At 64.1% G+C, this 20682-nt stretch carries 16 protein-coding genes; 9 read left to right on the top strand and 7 right to left on the bottom strand.

What is annotated here, in order from left to right; translation table 11 throughout:
• Positions 1–95 precede the first annotated feature (95 nt).
• A complete protein-coding gene (locus NDN01_RS11515; RefSeq protein ID WP_272627513.1) occupies positions 96–1259 on the bottom strand; it encodes a helix-turn-helix transcriptional regulator in 1164 nt (387 codons plus the stop codon).
• Between the two features lie 332 nt (positions 1260–1591).
• On the opposite strand from NDN01_RS11515, the gene NDN01_RS11510 reads away from it, so the two are divergent.
• The 6 genes from NDN01_RS11510 to NDN01_RS11485 all read left to right on the top strand — a co-directional run bounded on the left by NDN01_RS11510 (position 1592) and on the right by NDN01_RS11485 (position 9355).
• Positions 1592–3808, top strand: coding sequence for a TonB-dependent receptor (locus NDN01_RS11510; RefSeq protein WP_272627512.1), 2217 nt, complete (start codon positions 1592–1594; stop codon positions 3806–3808).
• Between the two features lie 88 nt (positions 3809–3896).
• Positions 3897–4868 carry an alpha/beta hydrolase gene (locus NDN01_RS11505; RefSeq protein WP_272627511.1) on the top strand — a complete coding sequence of 324 codons (972 nt, stop codon included), beginning with the start codon at positions 3897–3899 and terminating at the stop codon, positions 4866–4868.
• 120 nt (positions 4869–4988) lie between these two features.
• Positions 4989–6230: a metal-dependent hydrolase family protein gene (locus NDN01_RS11500; RefSeq protein ID WP_272627510.1), complete on the top strand. Its 1242-nt coding sequence runs from the start codon at positions 4989–4991 to the stop codon at positions 6228–6230.
• Positions 6231–6251: 21 nt separating this feature from the next.
• Positions 6252–7655, top strand: coding sequence for an FAD-binding oxidoreductase (locus NDN01_RS11495; protein ID WP_272627509.1), 1404 nt, complete (start codon positions 6252–6254; stop codon positions 7653–7655).
• 279 nt (positions 7656–7934) lie between these two features.
• The gene (locus NDN01_RS11490) at positions 7935–8873 is read left to right on the top strand and encodes an SDR family oxidoreductase (RefSeq protein ID WP_272627508.1); all 939 of its coding nucleotides are present in this window, start codon (positions 7935–7937) and stop codon (positions 8871–8873) included.
• Positions 8874–9022: 149 nt separating this feature from the next.
• Positions 9023–9355: a DUF6481 family protein gene (locus NDN01_RS11485; RefSeq protein WP_272627507.1), complete on the top strand. Its 333-nt coding sequence runs from the start codon at positions 9023–9025 to the stop codon at positions 9353–9355.
• Between the two features lie 75 nt (positions 9356–9430).
• Here NDN01_RS11485 and NDN01_RS11480 read toward each other — a convergent pair whose 3' ends face one another.
• Positions 9431–11479: an NAD(+) synthase gene (locus NDN01_RS11480; RefSeq protein WP_272627506.1), complete on the bottom strand. Its 2049-nt coding sequence runs from the start codon at positions 11477–11479 to the stop codon at positions 9431–9433.
• A gap of 90 nt (positions 11480–11569) precedes the next feature.
• Here NDN01_RS11480 and NDN01_RS11475 point away from each other — a divergent pair, with 90 nt between their 5' ends.
• A complete protein-coding gene (locus NDN01_RS11475) occupies positions 11570–11944 on the top strand; it encodes a winged helix-turn-helix domain-containing protein (RefSeq protein ID WP_272627505.1) in 375 nt (124 codons plus the stop codon).
• On the opposite strand, the gene NDN01_RS11470 is transcribed toward NDN01_RS11475, so the two are convergent.
• A complete protein-coding gene (locus NDN01_RS11470; RefSeq protein ID WP_272627504.1) occupies positions 11939–12889 on the bottom strand; it encodes a cytochrome-c peroxidase in 951 nt (316 codons plus the stop codon). The genes NDN01_RS11475 and NDN01_RS11470 overlap by 6 nt on opposite strands.
• Positions 12890–12930: 41 nt before the next feature.
• A complete protein-coding gene (locus NDN01_RS11465) occupies positions 12931–13488 on the bottom strand; it encodes a homogentisate 1,2-dioxygenase (protein WP_272627503.1) in 558 nt (185 codons plus the stop codon).
• 84 nt (positions 13489–13572) lie between these two features.
• On the opposite strand from NDN01_RS11465, the gene NDN01_RS11460 reads away from it, so the two are divergent.
• On the top strand, positions 13573–15714 hold the full coding sequence (locus NDN01_RS11460) for a TonB-dependent receptor plug domain-containing protein (protein ID WP_272627502.1): 2142 nt from the start codon (positions 13573–13575) through the stop codon (positions 15712–15714).
• Positions 15715–15797: 83 nt separating this feature from the next.
• A complete protein-coding gene (locus tag NDN01_RS11455; RefSeq protein WP_272627501.1) occupies positions 15798–17189 on the top strand; it encodes a M20/M25/M40 family metallo-hydrolase in 1392 nt (463 codons plus the stop codon).
• A gap of 134 nt (positions 17190–17323) precedes the next feature.
• Here NDN01_RS11455 and NDN01_RS11450 read toward each other — a convergent pair whose 3' ends face one another.
• The 3 genes from NDN01_RS11450 to NDN01_RS11440 form a co-directional block, all read right to left on the bottom strand.
• Positions 17324–17806 carry a hypothetical protein gene (locus tag NDN01_RS11450; RefSeq protein WP_272627500.1) on the bottom strand — a complete coding sequence of 161 codons (483 nt, stop codon included), beginning with the start codon at positions 17804–17806 and terminating at the stop codon, positions 17324–17326.
• 117 nt (positions 17807–17923) lie between these two features.
• Positions 17924–18718, bottom strand: coding sequence for an NPP1 family protein (locus NDN01_RS11445; RefSeq protein WP_272627499.1), 795 nt, complete (start codon positions 18716–18718; stop codon positions 17924–17926).
• 386 nt (positions 18719–19104) lie between these two features.
• On the bottom strand, positions 19105–20616 hold the full coding sequence (locus tag NDN01_RS11440) for an MFS transporter (RefSeq protein ID WP_272627498.1): 1512 nt from the start codon (positions 20614–20616) through the stop codon (positions 19105–19107).
• Positions 20617–20682 lie beyond the last annotated feature (66 nt).

Below are 20682 nucleotides of genomic sequence, written 5' to 3'. Positions count from 1 at the left end.
CCGCCACGCTGGCTCAGGCCACCCGGCGGAAAAGCGCCCGGTCGCGTCATTCGACAGCGGCTGAAGCGGGCGGTGAAAGCGTACACGCCGAGGCCCTATCGGGGATGGAAGGAGGTGCCCCGCTGACGGAGCTTGGATGGCGTTGTGCCGAAATGGCGATTCACCGCGACCGAGAAGCTCGAAGAACGATTATACCCGACGGCATATGCAATCTGGGTGATGGGATCATCACCCTTGCTGAGGAGCGCAAGCGCGCGCTGCATGCGCAGGTCCTGAACATAGTCGAAAACCGACTGGCCCAGGATCTGGCGAAAACCGGTGCACAAGGCGCTGCGGCTAAGCCCCACTTCAACCGCGAGTTCATCGAGCGAAGGTGGCGTGACATAGTTTGCCTCTAGAAACCGCTGCGCTTTCACCACGCCCCGTGCGATCAGCTTCGTTGTCTCGGCCGACCTGAAGCACTCGCTCTGGTCGAATGCTTCAAGCGCCTGGCAGATGATCTCCAGCGCTTTCGATTGCAGGAACAGGCGGCGACGACGCCCGTCGACGGGGCAGGTCTGAACATCCTCAAGGCAGCGCAGCATCGCCGCGCTCAGAGGTAAGGCGCGCCCTGACGTCCGCTGCAGATCGCCGTCCAGGAACGCTTGCAGCAGCGGGGGCAACTCGTGCGCGCTCCCCGCGTAAAGCGTCTTGAGCACCTCGCGATGCACCACGATGTAGATATAGCGCGTGACGCCCGCGAGCGTGACCTCGGCGAGAGGCTGGTGGGCGGGCTCGACGATGAAAACCGTGCTTGGCGCCTCGAAGCTCAAGGGCTCGCCATCGACGGGCACATATTCGCCGTCGCCACTGCTGGCGAGATAGATGTGAAGGCTATCGGGCGAAGAGAAATATGTCGCCTGGGGCGTTTGATATTCCGTCTCCGCAAAGGTGACGAAGAACCCGTCGGCCAAGGCGCAAAATTCGTAGCGGCCGCTTCCGAACGGTTCTTTCATGTGCCAGCGGTAGTGACTGTCGCTCAGTGGCTCGAACGCAGAGACCAGCTGATTGAGATCCTGGATCTGGTCGACAGCGTAATCCGCGACAGCATATCGCACCGACATCTGTGCGGCGTCCTTCGCCGGACGCGGAAAACGCCGCATCGGAACCGCGTGCGAACGCGGCCGAATGCCACTGTCAGGAAATACGGCCATCGCAGAAGTCTGTGCACGCTGGCCGTCCGCGTCAAGGCGACGGGTCATATCTTCCTGCGCCAGCATGTTGATCGTCCCATTGCCGATTCCCTTCTCGTTCGTGCTGCTTGCCCGACCGTCGGTATTGCCATGTTGGCAAGGGATATCGCCTCCCGCAACGACCGCGAGCGATCTGGCGGCGCTCGAAGCTCTTTTGGCGGTTCGGAAAAGCTATGCCGCCGGCCATCGATTAGGTTGCCAGTCAACGCATCGTTCCCGGGCCTGTAGCTGGCCAAGGAGAGGGATAGCGAATGTCGGCACGGGAAAAGTGCTGATGAACAAGGGAGAGGTGAAGATCAATGCGCATACGGGCCAAATCGATCTGCCTTATGTCGGCGAGCTTGCTGGCCTTATGCTTCATGGCGACGGGGGCCGCGGCGCAGTCGGAAGCATCCTCGCAGTCGGCGGCAGCGCCGGAAGCGGATTCGGTCGAGGCGAGCCAGGGCGAAATCGTGGTAACCGCGAGCAAGCGCGAGCAGAAGCTGCGCGACGTGCCGTCGGCGATCACGGTTCTCGGCGGCGACACGCTCGTGAATCTGGGTGTCCAGTCGGTCCGCGACTATGCGACGCTGACGCCGGGACTCACTGTACAGGACAGTGCCAGCCCCGGTTATGGCAAGATCTTCATTCGCGGTCTGACCACCGGCGGCCTCCAGCAGTCCGCGACGACGGTCTATTATATCGATGATGTACCTTTCACCGCGAGCTCGGCCAACGGCGGAGGCGCTTTCATCGCGCCTGACCCCGAACTGACCGATATCGCGCGAATCGAAGTGCTGAAGGGGCCGCAGGGGACGCTTTACGGCGCTTCCAGTCTTGGCGGCGTCATTCGGCTCGTATCGAATAGCCCCGATCCCTCGGGATTTTCAGGTAGTGCCCGGGCCGAGATTACAGCGATCGACGGGGGCGGTGTCGGCTATTCGGCCAGTGCGACGCTGAATGTGCCGCTCGTAACCGACCGGCTGGCCCTTCGTGCGACCGGCTTCTCCCGGGAAGCGCCCGGCTATGTCGACAATGTCGGCACGGGCACCAATAACGTCAACCGAAGCCGTCACCAGGGCGGTCGCCTTGCTCTTCGCTGGACGCCGACCGACCGATTGAGCGTCGACGTCGTCGGCCAGCTCCAGGATATCGATACGCGCGGCCCGGCGCTCGAGACTGATGTAGCTGGCACGCTCACGCCGTTGGACGGTGCCCGCCGATACAGCAATTTCTTCGACGCGCCGACCCGGGTTCGCTATCGGCTGGCCTCGGTCACCGGCAGATACAACACCGACCTTGGCCAGATCATCGCGACCGGCGCTTACCTCGAGAGCAAATTGCAGACCGAGGTCGACGTGACCTCGACCTATTCGGCCTTTTTTCCCGTGTTTGCCTCGGCAGGGTATGTTTATCCGGCAAACACCGGCACCGCGGTCATATCGACCATCCCCGCGGTCAAGAAGACCGGGGAGCTGCGGTTCGTGTCCAGGCGGCTGGGCGGCATCGAGTTTGTCGCGGGCGGCTTCTACACGCATGAGCGCATTGCCTCGCCAACCGATATCGTTGCGCGCGACAAGGCGACAAATGCCCAACTGCCCGAGCCCCTGGGCACGATCATATCGATTCCGGTCAACGACACGTATGAAGAGGTTTCCACCTTCGGCAATCTGACTGTCTATCTGGCGGACAATCTCGATGTTACCGGCGGCCTGCGTTTCGCGCACAGCACCGAGGACTTCAACACCTCCTATGGCGGCGTATATTATACGGCGTTTCTGGGCGGGCCGGTAAAGCTGCCACCCGTCCACTCGAGCCATGACCAGCTGACGTATCTCGCGACACTGCGCTGGCGAGCGACCCCGACCCTCAGCTTCTTCGCGCGCGCGGCGAGCGGTTATCGCCCGGGCGGCCCGCAGGTGGCCGCCATCGTGCCTCCCGGCGCCCAGACAAGGATCAACCCTGACACGGTCTGGAACTACGAGGTTGGGTTCAAGGGTGATTTTCTCGACAGGAAGCTCAGCCTCGAAGCCTCTGTCTACCACATCGACTGGAACAACATCCAGCTTTACACCATCTTCAACAGCTCGCAGTTGCTGGCCAATGCCGGCAAGGCGAAGGTGGACGGCTTCGAAGCACAAATGGCCGCACGGCCGACCAAGACGCTCACCGTCACCGCCAATCTCGGATATACCAATTCGCGGCTGACCAAAGTCGATCCCGGCGTGACCGCTTACATCGGCGCGGTCGTGGGCGACTCCATTCCCCAGACACCCCGCTGGACTGCCTCCGCTACGCTCGATCAGCTGGTACCGCTTGGCGGCGACCTGCAGGGCCAGGTCGGCGCGACATTCCGCTATCAGTCGGACCGGTTCACCTCCTTCCCCGGCAGTGTCACCGATCCGAACCTCCGCCTGCCGGGGCGCACCACTTTCGACCTGCGCGCCGGGCTGAGCTACCACACCTACCAGCTGCAGTTCCGGGCCGAGAATGTCACCAATCGCCGCGGGATCGCGAACTACACGCCCGGCGTCCCGTCATTCTCATATCTGATGCGGCCGCGCAGCTTCACGGTTTCGGTCAGCACCACGTTCTAGCGTTGGCCTCGTCGGCTGCCTGCGCTGCTGCGCCGAGGGTGGTCAGTCATGTTTATCTGCCTCTCCATACGACAAAGAAGGATTATTCATGAACATGCCTGCGAGCTCTGCGGTGGATGGAACGGACGGCATCGGCGCGCCGGCCACGGCCGTATCCATCGGACTCACCGAGACGGCGCCTTCGTTCGGCGCCCTTTTCCCGTCCACCCGCTATTTCGAGGTCGACTCCAAAATTGCCGGTGCGCGCTTCGGCGTGTGGGTCACGCCGCCGGCGCAATATGATGCCGACCAGGCAAAGTCCTATCCGATAGTCTACCAGGTCGACGGGAATTTGTTCTTCCCGACGACGGCGCCCCTTCATCAGGCGGGGCAGAGCGACAGCATGTCGCCGCAGATTCCCTTCATCCTCGTATCCGTCGGTTATAGCGAGCGTGAGAGCCATGCATGGCCATGGCTGCGCGTTCGCGATCTGCTCCCGCCAGGTGAATCGGTTCCGGAGGTCATGCTTCAGGCGGTGGAATTGAGCGTGCAGGCCGGACTCCTGCCGCGGGACGAAGGCGATCGATATATCGAGATGTTCGCCAATCCGGCGGCCGACAAATTCCTCGGTTTTCTGGAGGAGGAGCTGCATCCGCAACTGGCGAAATCCTTTCGGATCGACGCGGACAATGTCGGGCTCTGGGGTGTCTCCTATGGCGGCCTGTTTTCGGCCTATGTGGCGATCCGGCGATCGGACCTGTTCAAGCGCATCGGTGCCAGCAGTCCGGGCATCGTCGGGGAAGACAGCCGGATTTTCGAGTTGTACCGCGAGGCGGTCGCCTCGAAGCAGGATTACTCCGGCCGCCAGTTGCACATCACCCTCGGTGGCCGCGAACTGACGGAACCGGGTATCTATCAGTGGCTCACCGCCCTCGGCACGAGCCGGCTGCTCGCCGAGACCTCGCATCACCCCTTGCCCGGCCTTGAAGTCTCAAGCGAGGTTATTCCCCTGGAAAGCCATCTGAGCGGGGGCGTCCCGGCGTGGTTCAGCTTTCTGCGCGCCTGCTATCGGCGCGGTTAGCAGGGCCGGCGGTGAGAAAGTCCTGGCTTGGCATTTCGCTCTGACAGCGCCGAGCCCAGCCATGCCTCCATCCCGAATGAACGCGACAACATTGTAGAAAAAGAAGTCGGCAGGAAAAACATGACTGACGTTGTTCTGGAAAATGCACGAATATTTGATGGTCATTCGGCGGACTGCGCCGAGGGCATGTCCGTACTGGTGAAAGACGGCTTCATTCGCGAAGTCTCGGACCGCCCGATCAGGGCTGCGGATGTCCGGCGCATCGATGTCGGCGGCAAGACCCTTATGCCGGGACTGATCGACCTTCACGTCCACGCCTATTTTTCGGATCTCAACGCGAAGCTCGTTGACAGCCGGGACGCGCCATACCGTACGGCCCATGCGGTCAGGAAGCTCGGACATGCGCTCGACTGCGGCTTCACCACCGTCCGCGACATCGGCGGCGGTGACTATTCGCTGGCTTCGGCCATCGAGGACAAGCTGATCAGGGGCCCCCGATTCTTCTATGCCGGCAAGGTCCTGTCGATGACCGGCGGTCACGTCGACTACAGGACACCCAACGAGAAATATCATACCCATGGCTATTGCTCGTGCGGATCGATGAACTGGGGCGGCGTCGTGGTCGACGGCGTGGACGAATGCATCAAGGCGGCGCGGGAGGAACTGCGCCGCGGCGCGCATTGCATCAAGATCGTCGCCTCCGGCGGCGTGATGTCGCCGAGCGATCCGATGTGGATGAACCAGTTTCGCGAGGACGAAACCCGCGCGATCGTCAACGAATGTACCGAGCGCCGGACTTACGTCTCGGCCCATTGCCATCCGGTCAGCTCGATCCGCCGCTCGATCGAGTTCGGCGTCCGCTGCATCGAGCACGCAACGCTCATCGATGCGGAGACGGCGCAGTTTGTCGCCGAGCGTGGGGCCTTCGTCGTGCCGACGATGTCGGTGATCTTTGTGACCATGGAAGTCGGTGCCGCGCTTGGCATGACCGCCGATGGCATGGCCAAGCTGAAGGTTGCGGCGGATGCGGCGATCGAAGGCCTCCAGCACATGCGCGATGCCGGAGTGAAGATGGGCTTCGGCACTGATCTGCTCGGATCGACCTATGATCAGCAGTGCCGGGAATTCGAGTTCCGTCGCGAGGTGTTCACGCCGCTCGAGATGCTGCGCCAGGCGACGTCGCTGGGCGCCGAAATCCTGATGCAGGAGGGCAAGCTCGGCTGCGTGAAACCCGGTGCCCATGCCGATCTCATCGTCGTCGATGGCGATCCGCTGAAGGATATCGGGTTGCTTGCGGCTGACGGTCGCAAGCTTGATCTTATCATGCGCGCCGGCGAGATCGTAAAGAACCGTCTGGATTGATTCCAAAGGAAAAGAGGAAAGATGAGTGGTTTGGCAGAGGCTTCGACAAGTGGCTTGCCGGCGCAGGCGAGGGCCTCACTCGACGAACGTTTTGGCGATCGTGTAAGCTATTCGGAGGCGATCCGGTCGCAGCACGGCCAGAGCGAGGCTCATCATGCCGCGCGACTGCCGGACGCCGTGGTCTTCGCCGAGAATGGGGAGGATGTGGTCTTCGTTGTCCGGCTCTGTTCGGCGCATGATGTCAAACTGACTGCCTATGGCGCCGGAACGTCGATGGAGGGCAACGCGATACCGCTCGATGGCGGCATATCGCTCGACATGAGCCGGATGAATCGCATCCTCCGCGTCAATGCAGAGGATTTCGACGTTGTCGTCGAACCGGGCGTGACGCGTAACGCACTCAACAATCATCTGCGCGATCGAGGTTTGTTCTTTCCTGTCGACCCTGGCGCCGACGCGACGATCGGCGGCATGGCTTCGACCCGTGCCTCGGGGACCAATGCAGTCCGATACGGGACGATGCGCGAGGCAGTGCTCGGCCTGCGTGTCGTCACGGCCGATGGCCGGGAAATCCGCACGGCACGCCGGGCGCGCAAATCCGCTGCCGGCTACGACCTCACACACTTGTTCGTCGGCGCCGAAGGCACGCTCGGCATCATCACCGAGGTGACCTTGCGCCTTCATCCCATTCCCGAGGTGATTTTATCGGCGGTCTGCAGTTTCGAAACGCTGGAAGGCGCGGCGGCGACCGTGATCCAGGCGATCCAGTGCGGGGTGCCGCTTGCTCGTGCTGAAATACTGGACGACGTCGCGATGGGGGCGGTCAATCGCTGGGCGAAGCTCGACTATCCTGAGAAGACGACCTTGTTCTTCGAGTTCCACGGGTCGCAATCCGCCGTCACGGAACAGGTCGAGACGGTGAAGCAACTCGCGGATGGAAACGGCGGCGGCGGTTTCCAGTGGTCCAATCTTCCCGAGGAACGGGCCAGGCTATGGAAGGCCCGGCACGAAGCCTATTATGCGGCGGTCAATCTGCGTCCCGGCGCGGTCGGCTGGTCGACCGACGTTTGCGTTCCGATCAGCCGGCTCCCGGAGTGTATCGCTGACACGAAGCGAGATCTGGAAGCGGCGTCGATTCCCGCGGCAATCCTCGGCCATGTCGGCGACGGGAATTTCCACGTGATCTTTTCACTCGATCCTGCCGCGCCCCATGAAATGGAGGAGGCCGGTGCGATCAACGCCCGCCTGATCGCCCGGGCACTGGCGATCGATGGAACCTGCACCGGCGAGCACGGTGTTGGCCTGGGCAAGCGAGAAGCCCTGGTGGATGAACTCGGCGACAGCGTCGATATCATGTGCGAGATAAAGCGCGCGCTTGACCCCCGCGGGATATTCAATCCCGGAAAGATATTCGTCGCCGGGTGATGGCCACGGGGCGCCCCGCCGCGCTGGACCGGAAGCAGCGTCCGGTGCCGCTGGCTTCGCGTATGATTGACACCTGCGATAAGCGCGGCTTATTTTTCCGGCGTCGAAAATGGCTGGTCTGGTCTCGGTAGGCCCAGGCCCTTCTCCTTGCCGGAGAAGCTCTGGTCTGCGCGCCGCGTGGATCCCCCGACAGTCCCCGCGCCGCGCGCGCTTTGGGTCTGTCCGGTAGCCATCTCGACGATGCTCCTGCGGCTGACTCAGTTCGAAGAAAGCAGTATTATGTCAGCTATCAACTCATCCTCGCCGATCCTCGTCTATCTTGCCAATGGCGTGCAGGGTGGCGCCGTCGTCCGTGCCGCGCTTCGGCGGGGCTTGAAGGTCAGGGCGCTTGTCCGGGACCGGGAGCGCGCCCGGGCGCTGGCGGTGCCCGGAGTCGACATTGTCGAAGGCGATCTTCGCGATTCCTCATCGCTCCGCATGGCCAGTGCCGGCGTTGCCCATGCCGTGCTCCAGATTCCGATCGGGTCCCAGGACGAGATGCGGGCGGCGGCTGAGAATGCCCTGTCAGCGTCGATCGCGTGCGGCCTCAGGTCATTTATCCTCAGGCTTGCCAGCGCAAGCCGGCCGGTGCCGTGCCCTGAGCCGAGCTTCGTTGCCAACGCGATGGTCGAGGATATGGTCCGCCGGTCCGGAATGCCCTTCGCCGTCGTTCGGCCGACCCTGTATCTCGACAATCTTCTGAAGCCCTCGGCGCGGCGAGAGATCGTCAGGCACGGCGTGTTTGCGCCCCCGATCGCCGAGTCGCAGCCGATCGCATGGACCTCGGTCGATGATTGCGCCGAGGCCGCCCTGACCCTGCTTGAGCGCGGGGCCTATGGCGGTGACCACCGGATCGCGGGGCCTGAAAGCGTCACCGGTGAGGAACTCGCGCTGCGAGTCTCGGCCGGGCTTGGGCGGCGTATTGTCTATCGTGCTCAGTCGCTCGACGAATTCGAGGGTGAGATCGATGCGGCGATGGGCCCCGGCACCGGGCGCCTCGTCGCATCCAGGTTCCGCTTCTTCGCCGCGCACCGGGATGAGGCAGAAACCATGTTGTCGGGCTCATTGGTCCCCCAGCCGGGCCTGGAGGACTTCCAGCCTACCGGCGTCGAGGCTTGGGTTCGCCGCCACAAAGAGGATTTTCAGGATGACTCGCCGGCCTCAATTCGGGAGCGATGAGCGGGGCAGGGCGCAAGAACCGCCTTCGCAGCGCGTTGCGCAAAACGATCACGGCCGCGGCGAGCGCGATATTCCTGCGATTGTCCCGGTGGTGGCGGCATGCGCGCTGGACCATTTCCTATCGCGCGAAAAAGCTCTAAGGGGCGCCGATGGCATCGTATAAAGAACCCTCGTTCAAGGACCGGGCCGCGCTTTCCGCGCAGGCCAAGCAGGCTGCTCTCGAAAAACTGAAGGCGAAACCGCCGGTCGACCCGGCCGTCGTTGCGGAGCGCGCCGCCGCGCGCGCCGCCAAGGAAGCCGCCGAGGCGCAGAAGCGCGCCGAGAAGAAGGCGGCGATCGAGCAGGCCAAGCTCGACAAGATCGCCAAGGCCGAGGCAGCCCGGCTCGAGGCTGAACAGGCCGCTGCCCGCTCGCAGATGACCGAGGCAGAGAAGAAGGCGGCGCGCGACGCACGCTACGCCGCGCGCAAGGCCCGCAAGTAATTTTCGGCGAGCGGCCCCAGGGCCGCCGCCTCCAGTTGCTTCCCCCGGCAAAGCCCCGCGGAAGATTACATCAGGTCAGGGCAGGTTCTTCGCCAGCTCGTCGAGCCACGGCGCGGCCGTGCCGTCCGATGGCGCACGCCAGTCGCCGCGTGGGGACAATGCCCCGCCCGCCGAGACTTTCGGTCCGTTGGGGATCGCCGAGCGCTTGAACTGGCTCGTCACGAAGAAGCGGACGAGGGATTTCTCCAGCCAGCCCCGGATTGTCGCGAGATCATATTCATGGCGCGAGGCGGGCGGAAAATCGCGGGGCCAGCGGCCGGCCGTCGCGTCGCGCCAGGCGTTGAGCGCCAGGAACGCGATCTTCGACGGCGCCATCCCGTGCCGCACGACATAATGCAGGAAGAAGTCGTTCAGCTCGTACGGCCCGATTCGCGCCTCGGTGCTCTGCATCGCGCCCGACGCATCGGCGGGGACGAGTTCGGGCGAGATCTCGGTCGACAGGATCGCCTCGAGAATCGAGTCGGTATCGCGGTCATATTGGTCGGTACGGATGCACCAGCGGATCAGGAACTGGATCAGCGTCTTGGGCACGCCGGCATTGACGGCATAATGGCTCATCTGGTCGCCGACGCCGTAAGTGCACCAGCCAAGCGCCAGTTCCGACAGGTCGCCGGTCCCGACCACCAGCCCGCCGCGCTGGTTGGCGAGGCGGAAGAGATAGTCGGTGCGCAGGCCCGCCTGGACGTTCTCGAAGGTCACGTCATAGACCGGTTCGCCACGGCCGAACGGATGGCCCATATCGGCCAGCATCTGCTTGGCGGCGGGACGAATGTCGATCTCGTCGCCATCGGCGCCAAGCGCACGCATCAGCGCCCAGGCATTGCTCTTGGTATGCTCGCTGGTGGCGAAGCCGGGCATGGTGAAGGCAAGGATATTGTCGCGGGGCAGGCCGAGCCGGTCCATCGCCTTGGCAGCGACGATCAGCGCATGGGTTGAATCCAGCCCGCCCGAGACGCCGATCACCAGCTTTTCGGCCTTCGCCGCTTCGAAGCGCTTGAGCAGCCCCTCGACCTGGATGTTGAATGCCTCGTAGCAGTCGGCATCGAGCTTTTCGGGCGTATTGGGCACGAAGGGGAAACGGCGGACGTCGCGCGCCAGCCCGATATCGGCGAAATCGGGCTTGTGCGCGAAGGCGATGCGGCGGAAGCGAGTCTCCGGATGGCCGGCGAGCGCGGCTGAATCGTTGAACGTGCCGTTACGCATCCGTTCCTGCCGCAAGCGCCCGCAATCTACATCGGCGACGAGGATGCCGGGCTTTTGCGGGAAGCGTTCGGATTCGGCGAGCAGGTCGCCAAGCTCGTGGATCATACCCTGGCCGTCCCAGGAAAGATCGGTCGTGCTCTCGCCCGGCCCGGCGGCGGAGAAGACATAGGCACACAGGGCACGCGCACTTTGCGAGGCGCAGAGCAGCGCCCGCTCGCGCGCCTTGCCGACCACGATGTTCGACGCCGAGAGGTTGCAGCAGACCAGCGCCCCCGCCAGCGCGCCCATGGTCGACGGCGGGGTAGGGGCCCAATAATCCTCGCAGATCTCTGCATGGAAGATGAAGTGCGGCAGGTCGCTTGCCGCGAAGATCATGTCGGTGCCGAAGGGCACGGCCTGGCCGGCGACCTCGATCTCGCCGCTCTGGCCCGCGCCGCTCGCGAACCAGCGCTTCTCATAATATTCGCGGTAGTTGGGCAGGAAAGTCTTGGGCACCACGCCCAGCACCCGGCCGCGCGCGATGACGACGGCGCAATTGTAAAGCCGTCCGTTGCGCGGCAGCGCCGCGCCGACCAGCAGGACCGGTCGCAGTTTCGCACTCGCCGCGACGACGGCGGCCAGCGCGTCGTGCGTGGCGCGCTGCAGAGCATCCTGCAGGTGCAGGTCGTCGATTGCGTAGGAACTGATGTTGAGCTCGGGGAAGACCAGCAGGTCGGCACCGCGCTTGTGCCCGTCCTTCGCCAGCGCGATCGTCGCGGCGGCATTGGCCGCCGGATCGCCGACGGTTGCGCGGGGCGTGCACGCGCCGGCACGGATCAGCTCATGGCTGTGGATCGAGTGGAAAGGATGTGCCTTCGCCATGGGTCAAGCGCTTAGCGGGGTTTCCTTGCCAAAGCGACACCCTCGAAATCCGGCCGCGACCTGATAGGCTCGGTCGACAGGAGAAGGTAGATGCGGGTCGGTCCCCTCAAGGTGAAGGCGCAGCTCTTCTGCGGCGATGAAGCGGCGATGGGTCCCGGCAAGGCGGACCTGCTCGAGGCGATCGGGCGCGAGGGCTCGATCTCCGCTGCCGGGCGGGACTTGGGCATGAGTTATCGGCGGACCTGGATATTGGTCGACGAGATGAATCGCTGCTTCCGCGAGAAGCTGGTCGAGGCCACTCCTGGAGGCGGTCGCGGCAGGGGCGCGCGGCTTACCGGGGCCGGGCATTCGGTGCTTCAGGCCTATCGCGATCTCGAACATGCGCTCGCAAAGGCGAGCGCGGGTGATCCGCTGGCCCGGCTTGACCGGTTGCTTCGCGATGTGCCGCTGAAGGCCGCCCTATAACGCTTTGCCGCACGCCACATCGGGCAGGGCAAAGGCCTTGTCGGTGACGAAATGCCGATCGGTCAGCATCGACAGAAAGGCGGTCAGGGATAGCAGGTTACCATCGGCCGTAGCCGCCATGCCCGGATGCCGGCGTATCGCCGCCTCGATCGTTGGCGCGGACCCGTCGTGGAAATAGGGCGCGGTCAGGGCAACGTTGCGCAGGCTCGGGGTGCGGAACCGTCCATTGTCCGCGCCGCGCCCATTGGTCTCGCCCAGGCCGGAATCGCCCGGGGCAGGGGGGATGATGCGGTGAAAGGCGCCGTCGCTCAGCAAAGGGCCTGAATGGCAAGCGGCGCAATTCGCGACGAACAGCCTGCGGCCGGCCGCGGCCTGTGCCGGCATGGCGGTGGCATCGCCGTGCTGCCACCTGTCATAAGGCGAGTCGAACGATATCAAGGTGCGTTCGAACGCCGCCAGCGCCTTCGCGACCTGCGCGACATCGATCCGGCCTTTTGCTTCCGGAAAGGCAGCGCTGAACATGTCGGCATAGCAGCCGTCCCGCCCGAGCCGCCGCGCGATCTCCGCTTCCTGCCCGGCCATGCCCATCTCCACGGGGCGGAGGCCGGCGATCGGCACCATCGCCTGTGCCTCAAGCGTCCTGATCCGCGTATCGCCCCAGGTCAGGCTCTTCGCCCAGGCCACATTGGCGAGGCCAGGCACATTGCGGCGGCCGGGGTCGCCATGGACGCCGGCATGAGTCGCGTTGCCATCGGCAAAGGCGCGGTGCTGCTCATGGCACGTCGCGCAGGACATGCTCCCGTCGATCGACAGGTCTGCATCGTAGAACAGGCGCCGGCCAAGCTCGATCTTGGCGGGGCTCATCGCATTGTCGGCGGGAACGCGCGGCGCGGACTGCCCGATCGGCAACGCCCAGCGCCAAGGCGCGGCCGCCCTGGCCAGCATCAGCGCGGCCATAGCCAGCGCGGCGAGGCGTAGCGGAGCAATCAGGGCAGCTTGACGATCGTCAGCGGTAGTGTCGTCGCGCCGTTCCCAACGATCTGCAGGACATAGCTGCCCGGCTTGAGCGTGAAGTCCACCATCTTCCGGATGCCGCTGCACGCCGGACCATGGCCGTGCCCGACCGATTCGAGCGACGCGCCGTCCCTGACGATATCGAGCCAGGCCGCCGAACCGATCGCGACGCGATAGGTGCCGGCTTCACTGATGGTCACGGTTGCCATGCCGCCATGGCTGACCGATCCGCCAGGGCGTGACGGGCGGAGCGCATAAGTGACGGCGGGTGTGGGGGCGAGGGCGAGATCGACCGCGGCGCCCGGTGCCAGCGTCGTATTCGCGAGCGAGGCCGAATCGACCGCGGCGGCCATCGGCTTGCGGCTTGGCCAGCCGGCGAACTCGGCCGGGACCGGGGCGGCGTCGCGCGGGCAGACCGGCTGGGCCTCGGCCATCGGCATCCGCGCCGCTGGCTGCTGGGGAGCCTGCTGGGCGGCGGCGCCGGTCGCGGCGGCGAGGGCAAACAGGCCCGTCATGACGATGGATTTCAAACGACTTCTCCTGCCCGACTTTCGCTATATACGGACGGATATAGCATGGTCGCTGGATGATCGTGGAACGGGGAACGAAGATCAATGCGCAAGCTAGGGATTCTGGCCGGCACCGCCGCCTTTCTGACGATACCTTCGGCCTGGGCGCAGACTGCGCCGGCCGACACGGGCAGGAACGACCAGGCTTTTGGATTGGGCGAGATCGTCGTCACCGGCCACAAGGACAGCGACGCGACGATCGGCGAGTCGACCCTGTCCTCGCAGGCGATCTACACCTTCAATCGCGCGACGCTGGATGATGCGGCGAACCTGATCCCCGGCGTGTCGTCGGGCAATAGCGGCGGATCGCGCAACGAGCGGCTGATCTTCGTACGGGGCTTCAATCGCTTCCAGGTGCCGCTGACCATCGACGGCATCCGTGTCTATCTGCCGGCCGACAACCGGCTCGATTACGGCCGCTTCCTCACCCCCGATATCGCCGAGATTCAGGTCGCCAAGGGCTATGTGTCGGTGTTGAACGGGCCGGACGGCATGGGCGGCGCGGTGAACCTCGTCACGCGAAAGCCGAGCAAGGCGCTCGACGTCGAGGTACGCGGCACGTTGTCGCTCGGGCATGACGCCGAATATACCGGCTACAATCTGTTCGGGCTGGTCGGCACGCGTCATGACAATTGGTATGCCCAGGCGAGTTATACCCGCAATTTCCAGGATCACTGGGACCTTGCCGGCGGCTACAAGCCGACCGTCGTTGAGGATGGCGGGCATCGCGGCCTTTCGCGCACGATGGACTGGCGCGGGAACGTCAAGCTTGGCTTCACCCCGAACGCCACCGACGAATATTCGATCAGCTATACGCGCCAGGAAGGATCGAAGGCGGCCCCGCTGCATATCACCGATCCGATCGCGGGCCAGCGCTACTGGACCTGGCCGGCCTGGAACATCGACAGCGTCTATTTCCTGTCGACCACCGCGCTGGGCGACAAGGCGACGCTGAAGACGCGGGTCTATCGCAACAGCTTCTACAATCTGCTTCGATCGTTCAGCACCGCGGCGGAAAACACCCAGGTCACGCCCAAGGCGTTCAACAGCCCCTATCATGACGATGCGATCGGCGGGTCGGCCGAACTCGCGGTCCAGCTCACTGGGGCCGACCTGTTCAGCCTTGCCGCGCAATATCGCCGCGACAAGCATATCGAGGCGCAGCAGAGCTTTTCTCCGGCGACCCTGCCTAACGGCACCACCGAGCCCGACCAGCAGAGCCTTGAGGAAACCTACAGCCTCGGCGCGGAGAACCGGCTGACGCTTGCGCCGGGGCTGATCCTGACGCTGGGTGCCGGCTATGACTGGCGAAACCTGATCAAGGCGGAGGAATATGGCGCTCCGCTCGGTTCCAATCCGGCGACGACGCCAAGCCGTATCTTCTCCTATCCGCTGCGCAACACCGGGGCGTGGAGCCTCCAGGGGCAGATGGCCTGGCAGGCCGATGCCGATACGCGGTTTCACGCTAGCGTTTCGTCGCGCGCGCGCTTTCCGACGATCTTCGAACGGTTCAGCCAGCGCTTCGGTACCTCGATTCCCAACCCCGAGCTGAATCCGGAACGGGCGACCAATTACGAGATCGGCGCGTCGCGCCGCTTCGGCATTGTCCGCGCGTCGGGCGCGGCCTTCTATTCGCATATCGACGATGCGATCGTGTCCTATCCGACTCTCGCCTATAGCTGTACCGGCACGACCACGCCGCCGCCCGCACCGGTGCCCGGCTGCACCCAGGTGAGCCTCGTGCAGAGCCGCAACCTGGGTTCGGGCGACTACTACGGTGCGGAACTGTCGATCGATGCGCGGTTCGGTCCAAACCTCTCCGTCGGTGGCAACTACACCTGGACTCACCGCACTTTGCGGGACCCATCCAATAGTGCGTTCCGGCCAACCGACGTGCCGACCCACAAGGCGTTCCTCTATGCCGATTGGTCCCCGGTCAGCGCGGTGCATATCGTGCCGAGCGTCGATATCGCGTCCGACCGCTGGACCGTTACCGACATCGCACCGATCGTCTATTATCGCACCGGCAGCTACGCCAATGCCGGCCTGCGGGTCGACGTGACGGTGCGCGAAGGCGTGGATATCGGTGTGGGCGCCCGCAATCTGTTCGACCAGAATTACACTTTGGTCGACGGCTTCCCGGAGCCCGGCCGCAGCTTCTACGCAAGCATCCGCGCCCGTTATTGATCGGATCGCGGGCGCATCGATCGGCCATTGCGGTACGGCGGCGGGGCTCCTAGCCTCGCCCCGCAACTCAGGGAGGTTTTTCGATGCGGCATATCGCGCTTGCGGCACTCACGATTCTGGCGACCACCGGCCCGGTCCAGGCAAAGACGACCGGCCATCCCCAGGCGGAGGCGCAGGCGCTCGATCTCGCCAAGAAAGCGATCGCGCTTCGATCGGTGCGCGGGCCGGGCAATGAGACGGCCAAGGTCGCCGCGCTCTACAAGGCTGCGCTGGTCGAGGGCGGGTTCGCCGATGGCGATGTCGAGATCACGCCGGTCGATGATACCGCCTATCTGATCGGGCGCTGGCGCGGATCCGATCCCAAGGCGAAGCCGCTGGTCATTTCCGGCCATATGGACGTGGTCGAGGCCAAGCCGTCCGACTGGCAGCGCGATCCGTTCACCCCCGTCGTCGAGAATGGCTATCTGTTCGGGCGCGGGGCGAGCGACATGAAGCTTGATGGGACCACGGCGATCGCGGCGCTGATCGAACTGAAGCGCTCGGGCTACAAGCCCAGGCGCGACATCATCATCGAATTCTCGGGCGACGAGGAAACGACGATGAAAACCTCCGGCATCATCGCCGACAAGCTGTCCAATGCCGATATCGTGCTCAACATCGACGGGGGTGGCGGGCTGCTCGACGAGAAGACTGGCAAGCCCGTGCTGTGGACCTGGCAGGGTGCCGAGAAGACCTATGCCGATTTCGAACTGACCGTGACCAATCCGGGCGGCCACAGCTCGGCGCCACGCAAGGCTAATGCGATCAACCAGCTTTCGGCGGCGCTGGCACGGATCGGTGCGTATCAGTTCAAGCCGGAGGTCAGCGACCTGACCCGCGCCTATTTCGTCGAGGCGGCGAAATATGAGAATCCGGAAACCGGGGCGGCGATGCGCGCCTTTGCCGCCGACCCGGCCGACAAGGCGGCGATCGCCACGCTGACCGCCAATCCGGCGACGATCGGCAAGATCGGGACGACCTGCGTGTCGACCATGGTCAGTGGCGGCCATGCGCTCAATGCGTTGCCGCAAAAGGCGACCGCGAACATCAATTGCCGGATCTTCCCCGGCCACAAGCCGGCCGACATCATGGCGGAGTTGCAGAAGGTCGCGGCCGAGCCAGCGGTGACCTTCAAGGACGTCACCGAAGGCTCGATCCCCAACGACGCGTCACCGATGCGGCCCGATTTCATCGCCGCGGTGAACAAGGCGATGAAGGCGACCTATCCCGGTGTGCCTGTGTTCCCGTCCATGTCCTCGGGGGCCAGCGACAGCATGTGGTTCCGCTCGCGCAACGTGGCAAGCTATGGCGCGAGCCCAACCTTCAGCAAGGATTCGGACGATTTCAGCCACGGCCTGAACGAGCGCGCCCAGGTGTCGAACATCGCCCCGGGGATCAGCTATTATCTGTCGCTGTTCACGGATCTGTCGAAATAGGGCCAGCGTCGGCGGATGCACGCTTGCTGCATCCGCCTTCCTTCCCGCGACGCACGTGCTGTCTCCGTCAGGGCGGTAGGCTCTTCGGCTCGTTCCTGGAGTAGAGCTCGCGGGGATAGCCCCGCGCGCCGCTGTTAGAATCGCGAGCCTTCTCCGATTTGCGCGGGCGGTTTCCGTTCGCGCGGTATCGACGCGCGGATGCGGAATTTATTGTCGTCGATCTCCTTCATCTGAACCGGCGCGAGCATCCTGTATCCGTCGGCACCGAGCGTTGCGGCAAGCCCGCCGAGCAGCAGTTCCTCCCGCTTCTTCACATCGTCGTCCCCGGTCGGCGGCGGGATCGTTGCCGTCAGGGCGCACTCGTTGACGTCGCAGGCCAGGGCCACTTCCATCAGCCTGGGATAGGCCCGGCGGACATGCGCGACCGCGATGTCGGGTGCGACGGGAAGGTTTGCCGACGGCGCTTGAATTGCCGTTGCGGACGGTGCGGTAATGCTGGGGGCGGGAGTCGGTACCTGAACCACGACGGCACCATCTGCGGCGGGCGCCCGGCTGGTCTCGAATGTCTGCCGAACTGACCAGACGGCCAGTGTTGCGACCACGACCGCGATCAGCACATATCCAGGCGACGACGCTCGCTTCGAATTCTCTGGCATGCGATCTCCGTGGAAAGAGCGGGCAGGACCGTGAAGTCCGCCCCGCGCCGGATCAGGCGACGCGGGGCGGATATTAAGTCAGCAGATGGTCGATCCGGACGGGCAGCCCGGGGAATTGGCGCCGGAATCGAGGTTGGGATTGAACCCCGGCGTGATGCTGGTGTTCAAGGCAGCCGTCAGCACGCTGGAGAAGCGGGCATCCTTGTTGTCGAAGTTCGTGCCGGCGAAATTATAGTTCGACACCGTGTTGCGAACGCTGACCGACGGATAGCCGTTCCAGCTCACCAGCGGCTGGATCACCCAGCCGCCCGTGCCGTTCTCGGGCGGCTCGTCGCCATTGTCGGTCTTGGAGAAGCGCCACAGATGGGAGAAGCCCCATGTCTCGTAGTGATAGACCATCTTGACGTGCTGCCCGGTCGAATCGCTGAGGAAGCGCAACTGGCCCCCGCTCGTGGCACGGGTGTCCCAATTGCCATGATCGCCGCGCGTGACGCCTACCACGGTACTGCTGGTGCCCTGGTCGGTGGTCCAGACGATGATCGATTCCCAGTCATAGGCGTGCGAGAAATCCGACTGCCAGAAATAGCTGTAGACGCGTGCGCAATAGCCGTTGTTGCAGCGGCTCCGCGAATAGACGTTGCTCTGCGCGAGATAATTGGGGTTGCGGCACGAGGCTGGCGGCCGGGTGGCATAGGTGGAGGCACCCGCGCTGATACCGCCCGACGCATTGACGGCGGAGACGTTGAAGCAGACGTCGGTGTCGAAGTCGACCGCGGGCTGGAACCGCTTGTCCAGCGCGGTCGCCAGTTCCGGCAGCGGCGTGACCGGCGCTGGCCATCCCTGCGCCATTGCCGATCCGGCGTTCAGCAGCATGAGCGCCGCGAGGGTAGCGCCTGACCACGCCCGAACCGGGGAGGCGGCGATACTCGTTCGCGACCTGTCATCATGCGATCCACATGCCGTTTGAAATAGGCTTTTCATACAAACTCCCGTTGCAGAAGGTGATCTACGCACTCACTCACTCACTCACTTCCGCATTCGGAACGGCGCGGAAGTCGAGTTCGAAAAACCTTTCACGGTCGCTGGCCATCGGTCCCGCGCGCCCTCACAGGAGAAGACGGGAAACCGAGACGATCCGGACAAAGATTTTTCACGTGATGCGGCATGCGCCGGGCGATCTCGGGCCGATGGGCAGGGCCCGATGCGACTAACCGATACGGCGGGTGATCGAGCTTGAACGCCCGGAAATCAGCGGCGGTCTATCGGACGTCTTCCCTTGTCTGAAGCATCGCCGGCGTTCTCTCTGCACGAAAGAAGGCGAAGCTCAGGCCGGCCAGGACCCAGACACCCAGGCCGCCGTAGAGCAGGACGGCGCCAAATCCCTGGGCGATCGCCGCCCGGATGATCTCACGAGATATTCCGTGTGCCCCTCCCGCAATGGAAGCGGCATCTCCCGCCGCTATTGTCTCGGCCAGGGCGCATAGTTGGCTGGCATTGACGGGCCCGACCCAGGCGCGGTCGAGCGCGGAAGTGATTCCTTCGATCAGGATGAAGCCCATCAGGGCGATGTTCACCGCCAGGGTGATCAATCGAGCGCTGACATCGATACCGGACGCCATTCCGGCTCGATCGGACGGGACCGAGGAGGTCGTCGTATTGGTCACCGGCGTGTTGGTCATGCCGAGCCCGATTCCGGCGATGAGCAGGCCGGGAAGCATCGTCAGCCAGCTTGGCTGATCCGCAGCGATGCCGAGCTTCATGACCATGAAGCCGAAGCCGATCGTGAACAGACTGGTGGGAATGATGCGCCCGGCTCCATAACGAAGAGCGAGGCGCTCACCCAGGGGCGGAAACAGCAGGGTGGGCAGCGTATAGGCCAGCAGGCAGAGGCCGGCGGCCATCGTGCCGTAGCCCAGGCCGATCTGAAAATAGATCGGCAAGTAGATCATCAGGGGCCAGTAGCTGAAGTTCATGCCCACGCAGCCGAGGATCGCCCCGGTAAATGGGCGGATACGAAAGACGGAAAAATCGAACATGGGACGTGACTGTCGCCGCTCGGCGACAATGAACGCGACTGCACATGCCGCCGAGGCGGCAAGGATAGCGAGAGCGCCGGGGCTCGCGAGTCCTAGCGAGGGCCCCTGGGTGATGAAAAATGTGAGGCCAAACACGGCAAGCGACAAGGTGACGACGCCGGCCAGGTCCAGTCGCTGTGCCTGCGGATCTCGCGATTCCGACACCGACTTGGCGGCCAGCGCCAGTGTCACGACGGCAAGGGGAACGTGCACGAGGAAGATCCAGTGCCAGCTTAGCTGAGCGGTGATCGCGGCGCCGATGAGCGGGCCGAAGCCGAGGCCGACGCCGGCCACGATGCCCCAGGCGGCGAACGCCCTGCTTCGCTCGTGCGGATTTTCGAACTGATGCGAGAGCAGGGCGATCGAGCAGATGAACATCGCGCCACCGGCCATGCCCTGCAGAAATCGGCTGGCAATCAGCAGGGGCATATCGGTGGCCAGCCCACACATCATCGATGTCAGGGCGAACGAGGCGACGCTGACGAGAAAGATGCGCCGGCGGCCAAAACGGTCCGCCAGCGTTCCAGTGGCCATCAAGACTGTCGTGCAGGCGATGGTATAGGCGTTCATCACCCATTGCATGGCGGTGAAGTCGCTATGCAGCAGCCGCTCGAGCGTCGGCAGGATCACCGGGACGCTGGTGATCTCCAGGCCGAACATCAGTGCGCCAAGACAGATGGCGACCAGGGCGGTCATATCGTTGCGGTGGGATAGGGCGGTCACGATTGGCCTTCCGGGACTGGGAAATTCGGCCTGGTATCT

Source organism: Sphingomonas sp. QA11, from assembly GCF_028473665.1.
Taxonomy (GTDB): Bacteria; Pseudomonadota; Alphaproteobacteria; order Sphingomonadales; family Sphingomonadaceae; genus Sphingomonas; species Sphingomonas phytovorans.
This window is presented reverse-complemented; position numbering and strand designations above follow the sequence as displayed.

What these genes read in the sequence shown, in the direction of transcription:
- NDN01_RS11515 (WP_272627513.1), bottom strand. Translation starts at nt 1,259, where the DNA reads ATGCTGGCGCAGGAAGATATGACCCGTCGCCTTGACGCGGACGGCCAG.
- NDN01_RS11510 (WP_272627512.1), top strand. Translation starts at nt 1,592, where the DNA reads ATGGCGACGGGGGCCGCGGCGCAGTCGGAAGCATCCTCGCAGTCGGCG.
- NDN01_RS11505 (WP_272627511.1), top strand. Translation starts at nt 3,897, where the DNA reads ATGAACATGCCTGCGAGCTCTGCGGTGGATGGAACGGACGGCATCGGC.
- NDN01_RS11500 (WP_272627510.1), top strand. Translation starts at nt 4,989, where the DNA reads ATGACTGACGTTGTTCTGGAAAATGCACGAATATTTGATGGTCATTCG.
- NDN01_RS11495 (WP_272627509.1), top strand. Translation starts at nt 6,252, where the DNA reads ATGAGTGGTTTGGCAGAGGCTTCGACAAGTGGCTTGCCGGCGCAGGCG.
- NDN01_RS11490 (WP_272627508.1), top strand. Translation starts at nt 7,935, where the DNA reads ATGTCAGCTATCAACTCATCCTCGCCGATCCTCGTCTATCTTGCCAAT.
- NDN01_RS11485 (WP_272627507.1), top strand. Translation starts at nt 9,023, where the DNA reads ATGGCATCGTATAAAGAACCCTCGTTCAAGGACCGGGCCGCGCTTTCC.
- NDN01_RS11480 (WP_272627506.1), bottom strand. Translation starts at nt 11,479, where the DNA reads ATGGCGAAGGCACATCCTTTCCACTCGATCCACAGCCATGAGCTGATC.
- NDN01_RS11475 (WP_272627505.1), top strand. Translation starts at nt 11,570, where the DNA reads ATGCGGGTCGGTCCCCTCAAGGTGAAGGCGCAGCTCTTCTGCGGCGAT.
- NDN01_RS11470 (WP_272627504.1), bottom strand. Translation starts at nt 12,889, where the DNA reads ATGCTGGCCAGGGCGGCCGCGCCTTGGCGCTGGGCGTTGCCGATCGGG.
- NDN01_RS11460 (WP_272627502.1), top strand. Translation starts at nt 13,573, where the DNA reads ATGCGCAAGCTAGGGATTCTGGCCGGCACCGCCGCCTTTCTGACGATA.
- NDN01_RS11455 (WP_272627501.1), top strand. Translation starts at nt 15,798, where the DNA reads ATGCGGCATATCGCGCTTGCGGCACTCACGATTCTGGCGACCACCGGC.
- NDN01_RS11445 (WP_272627499.1), bottom strand. Translation starts at nt 18,718, where the DNA reads ATGCTGCTGAACGCCGGATCGGCAATGGCGCAGGGATGGCCAGCGCCG.
- NDN01_RS11440 (WP_272627498.1), bottom strand. Translation starts at nt 20,616, where the DNA reads ATGACCGCCCTGGTCGCCATCTGTCTTGGCGCACTGATGTTCGGCCTG.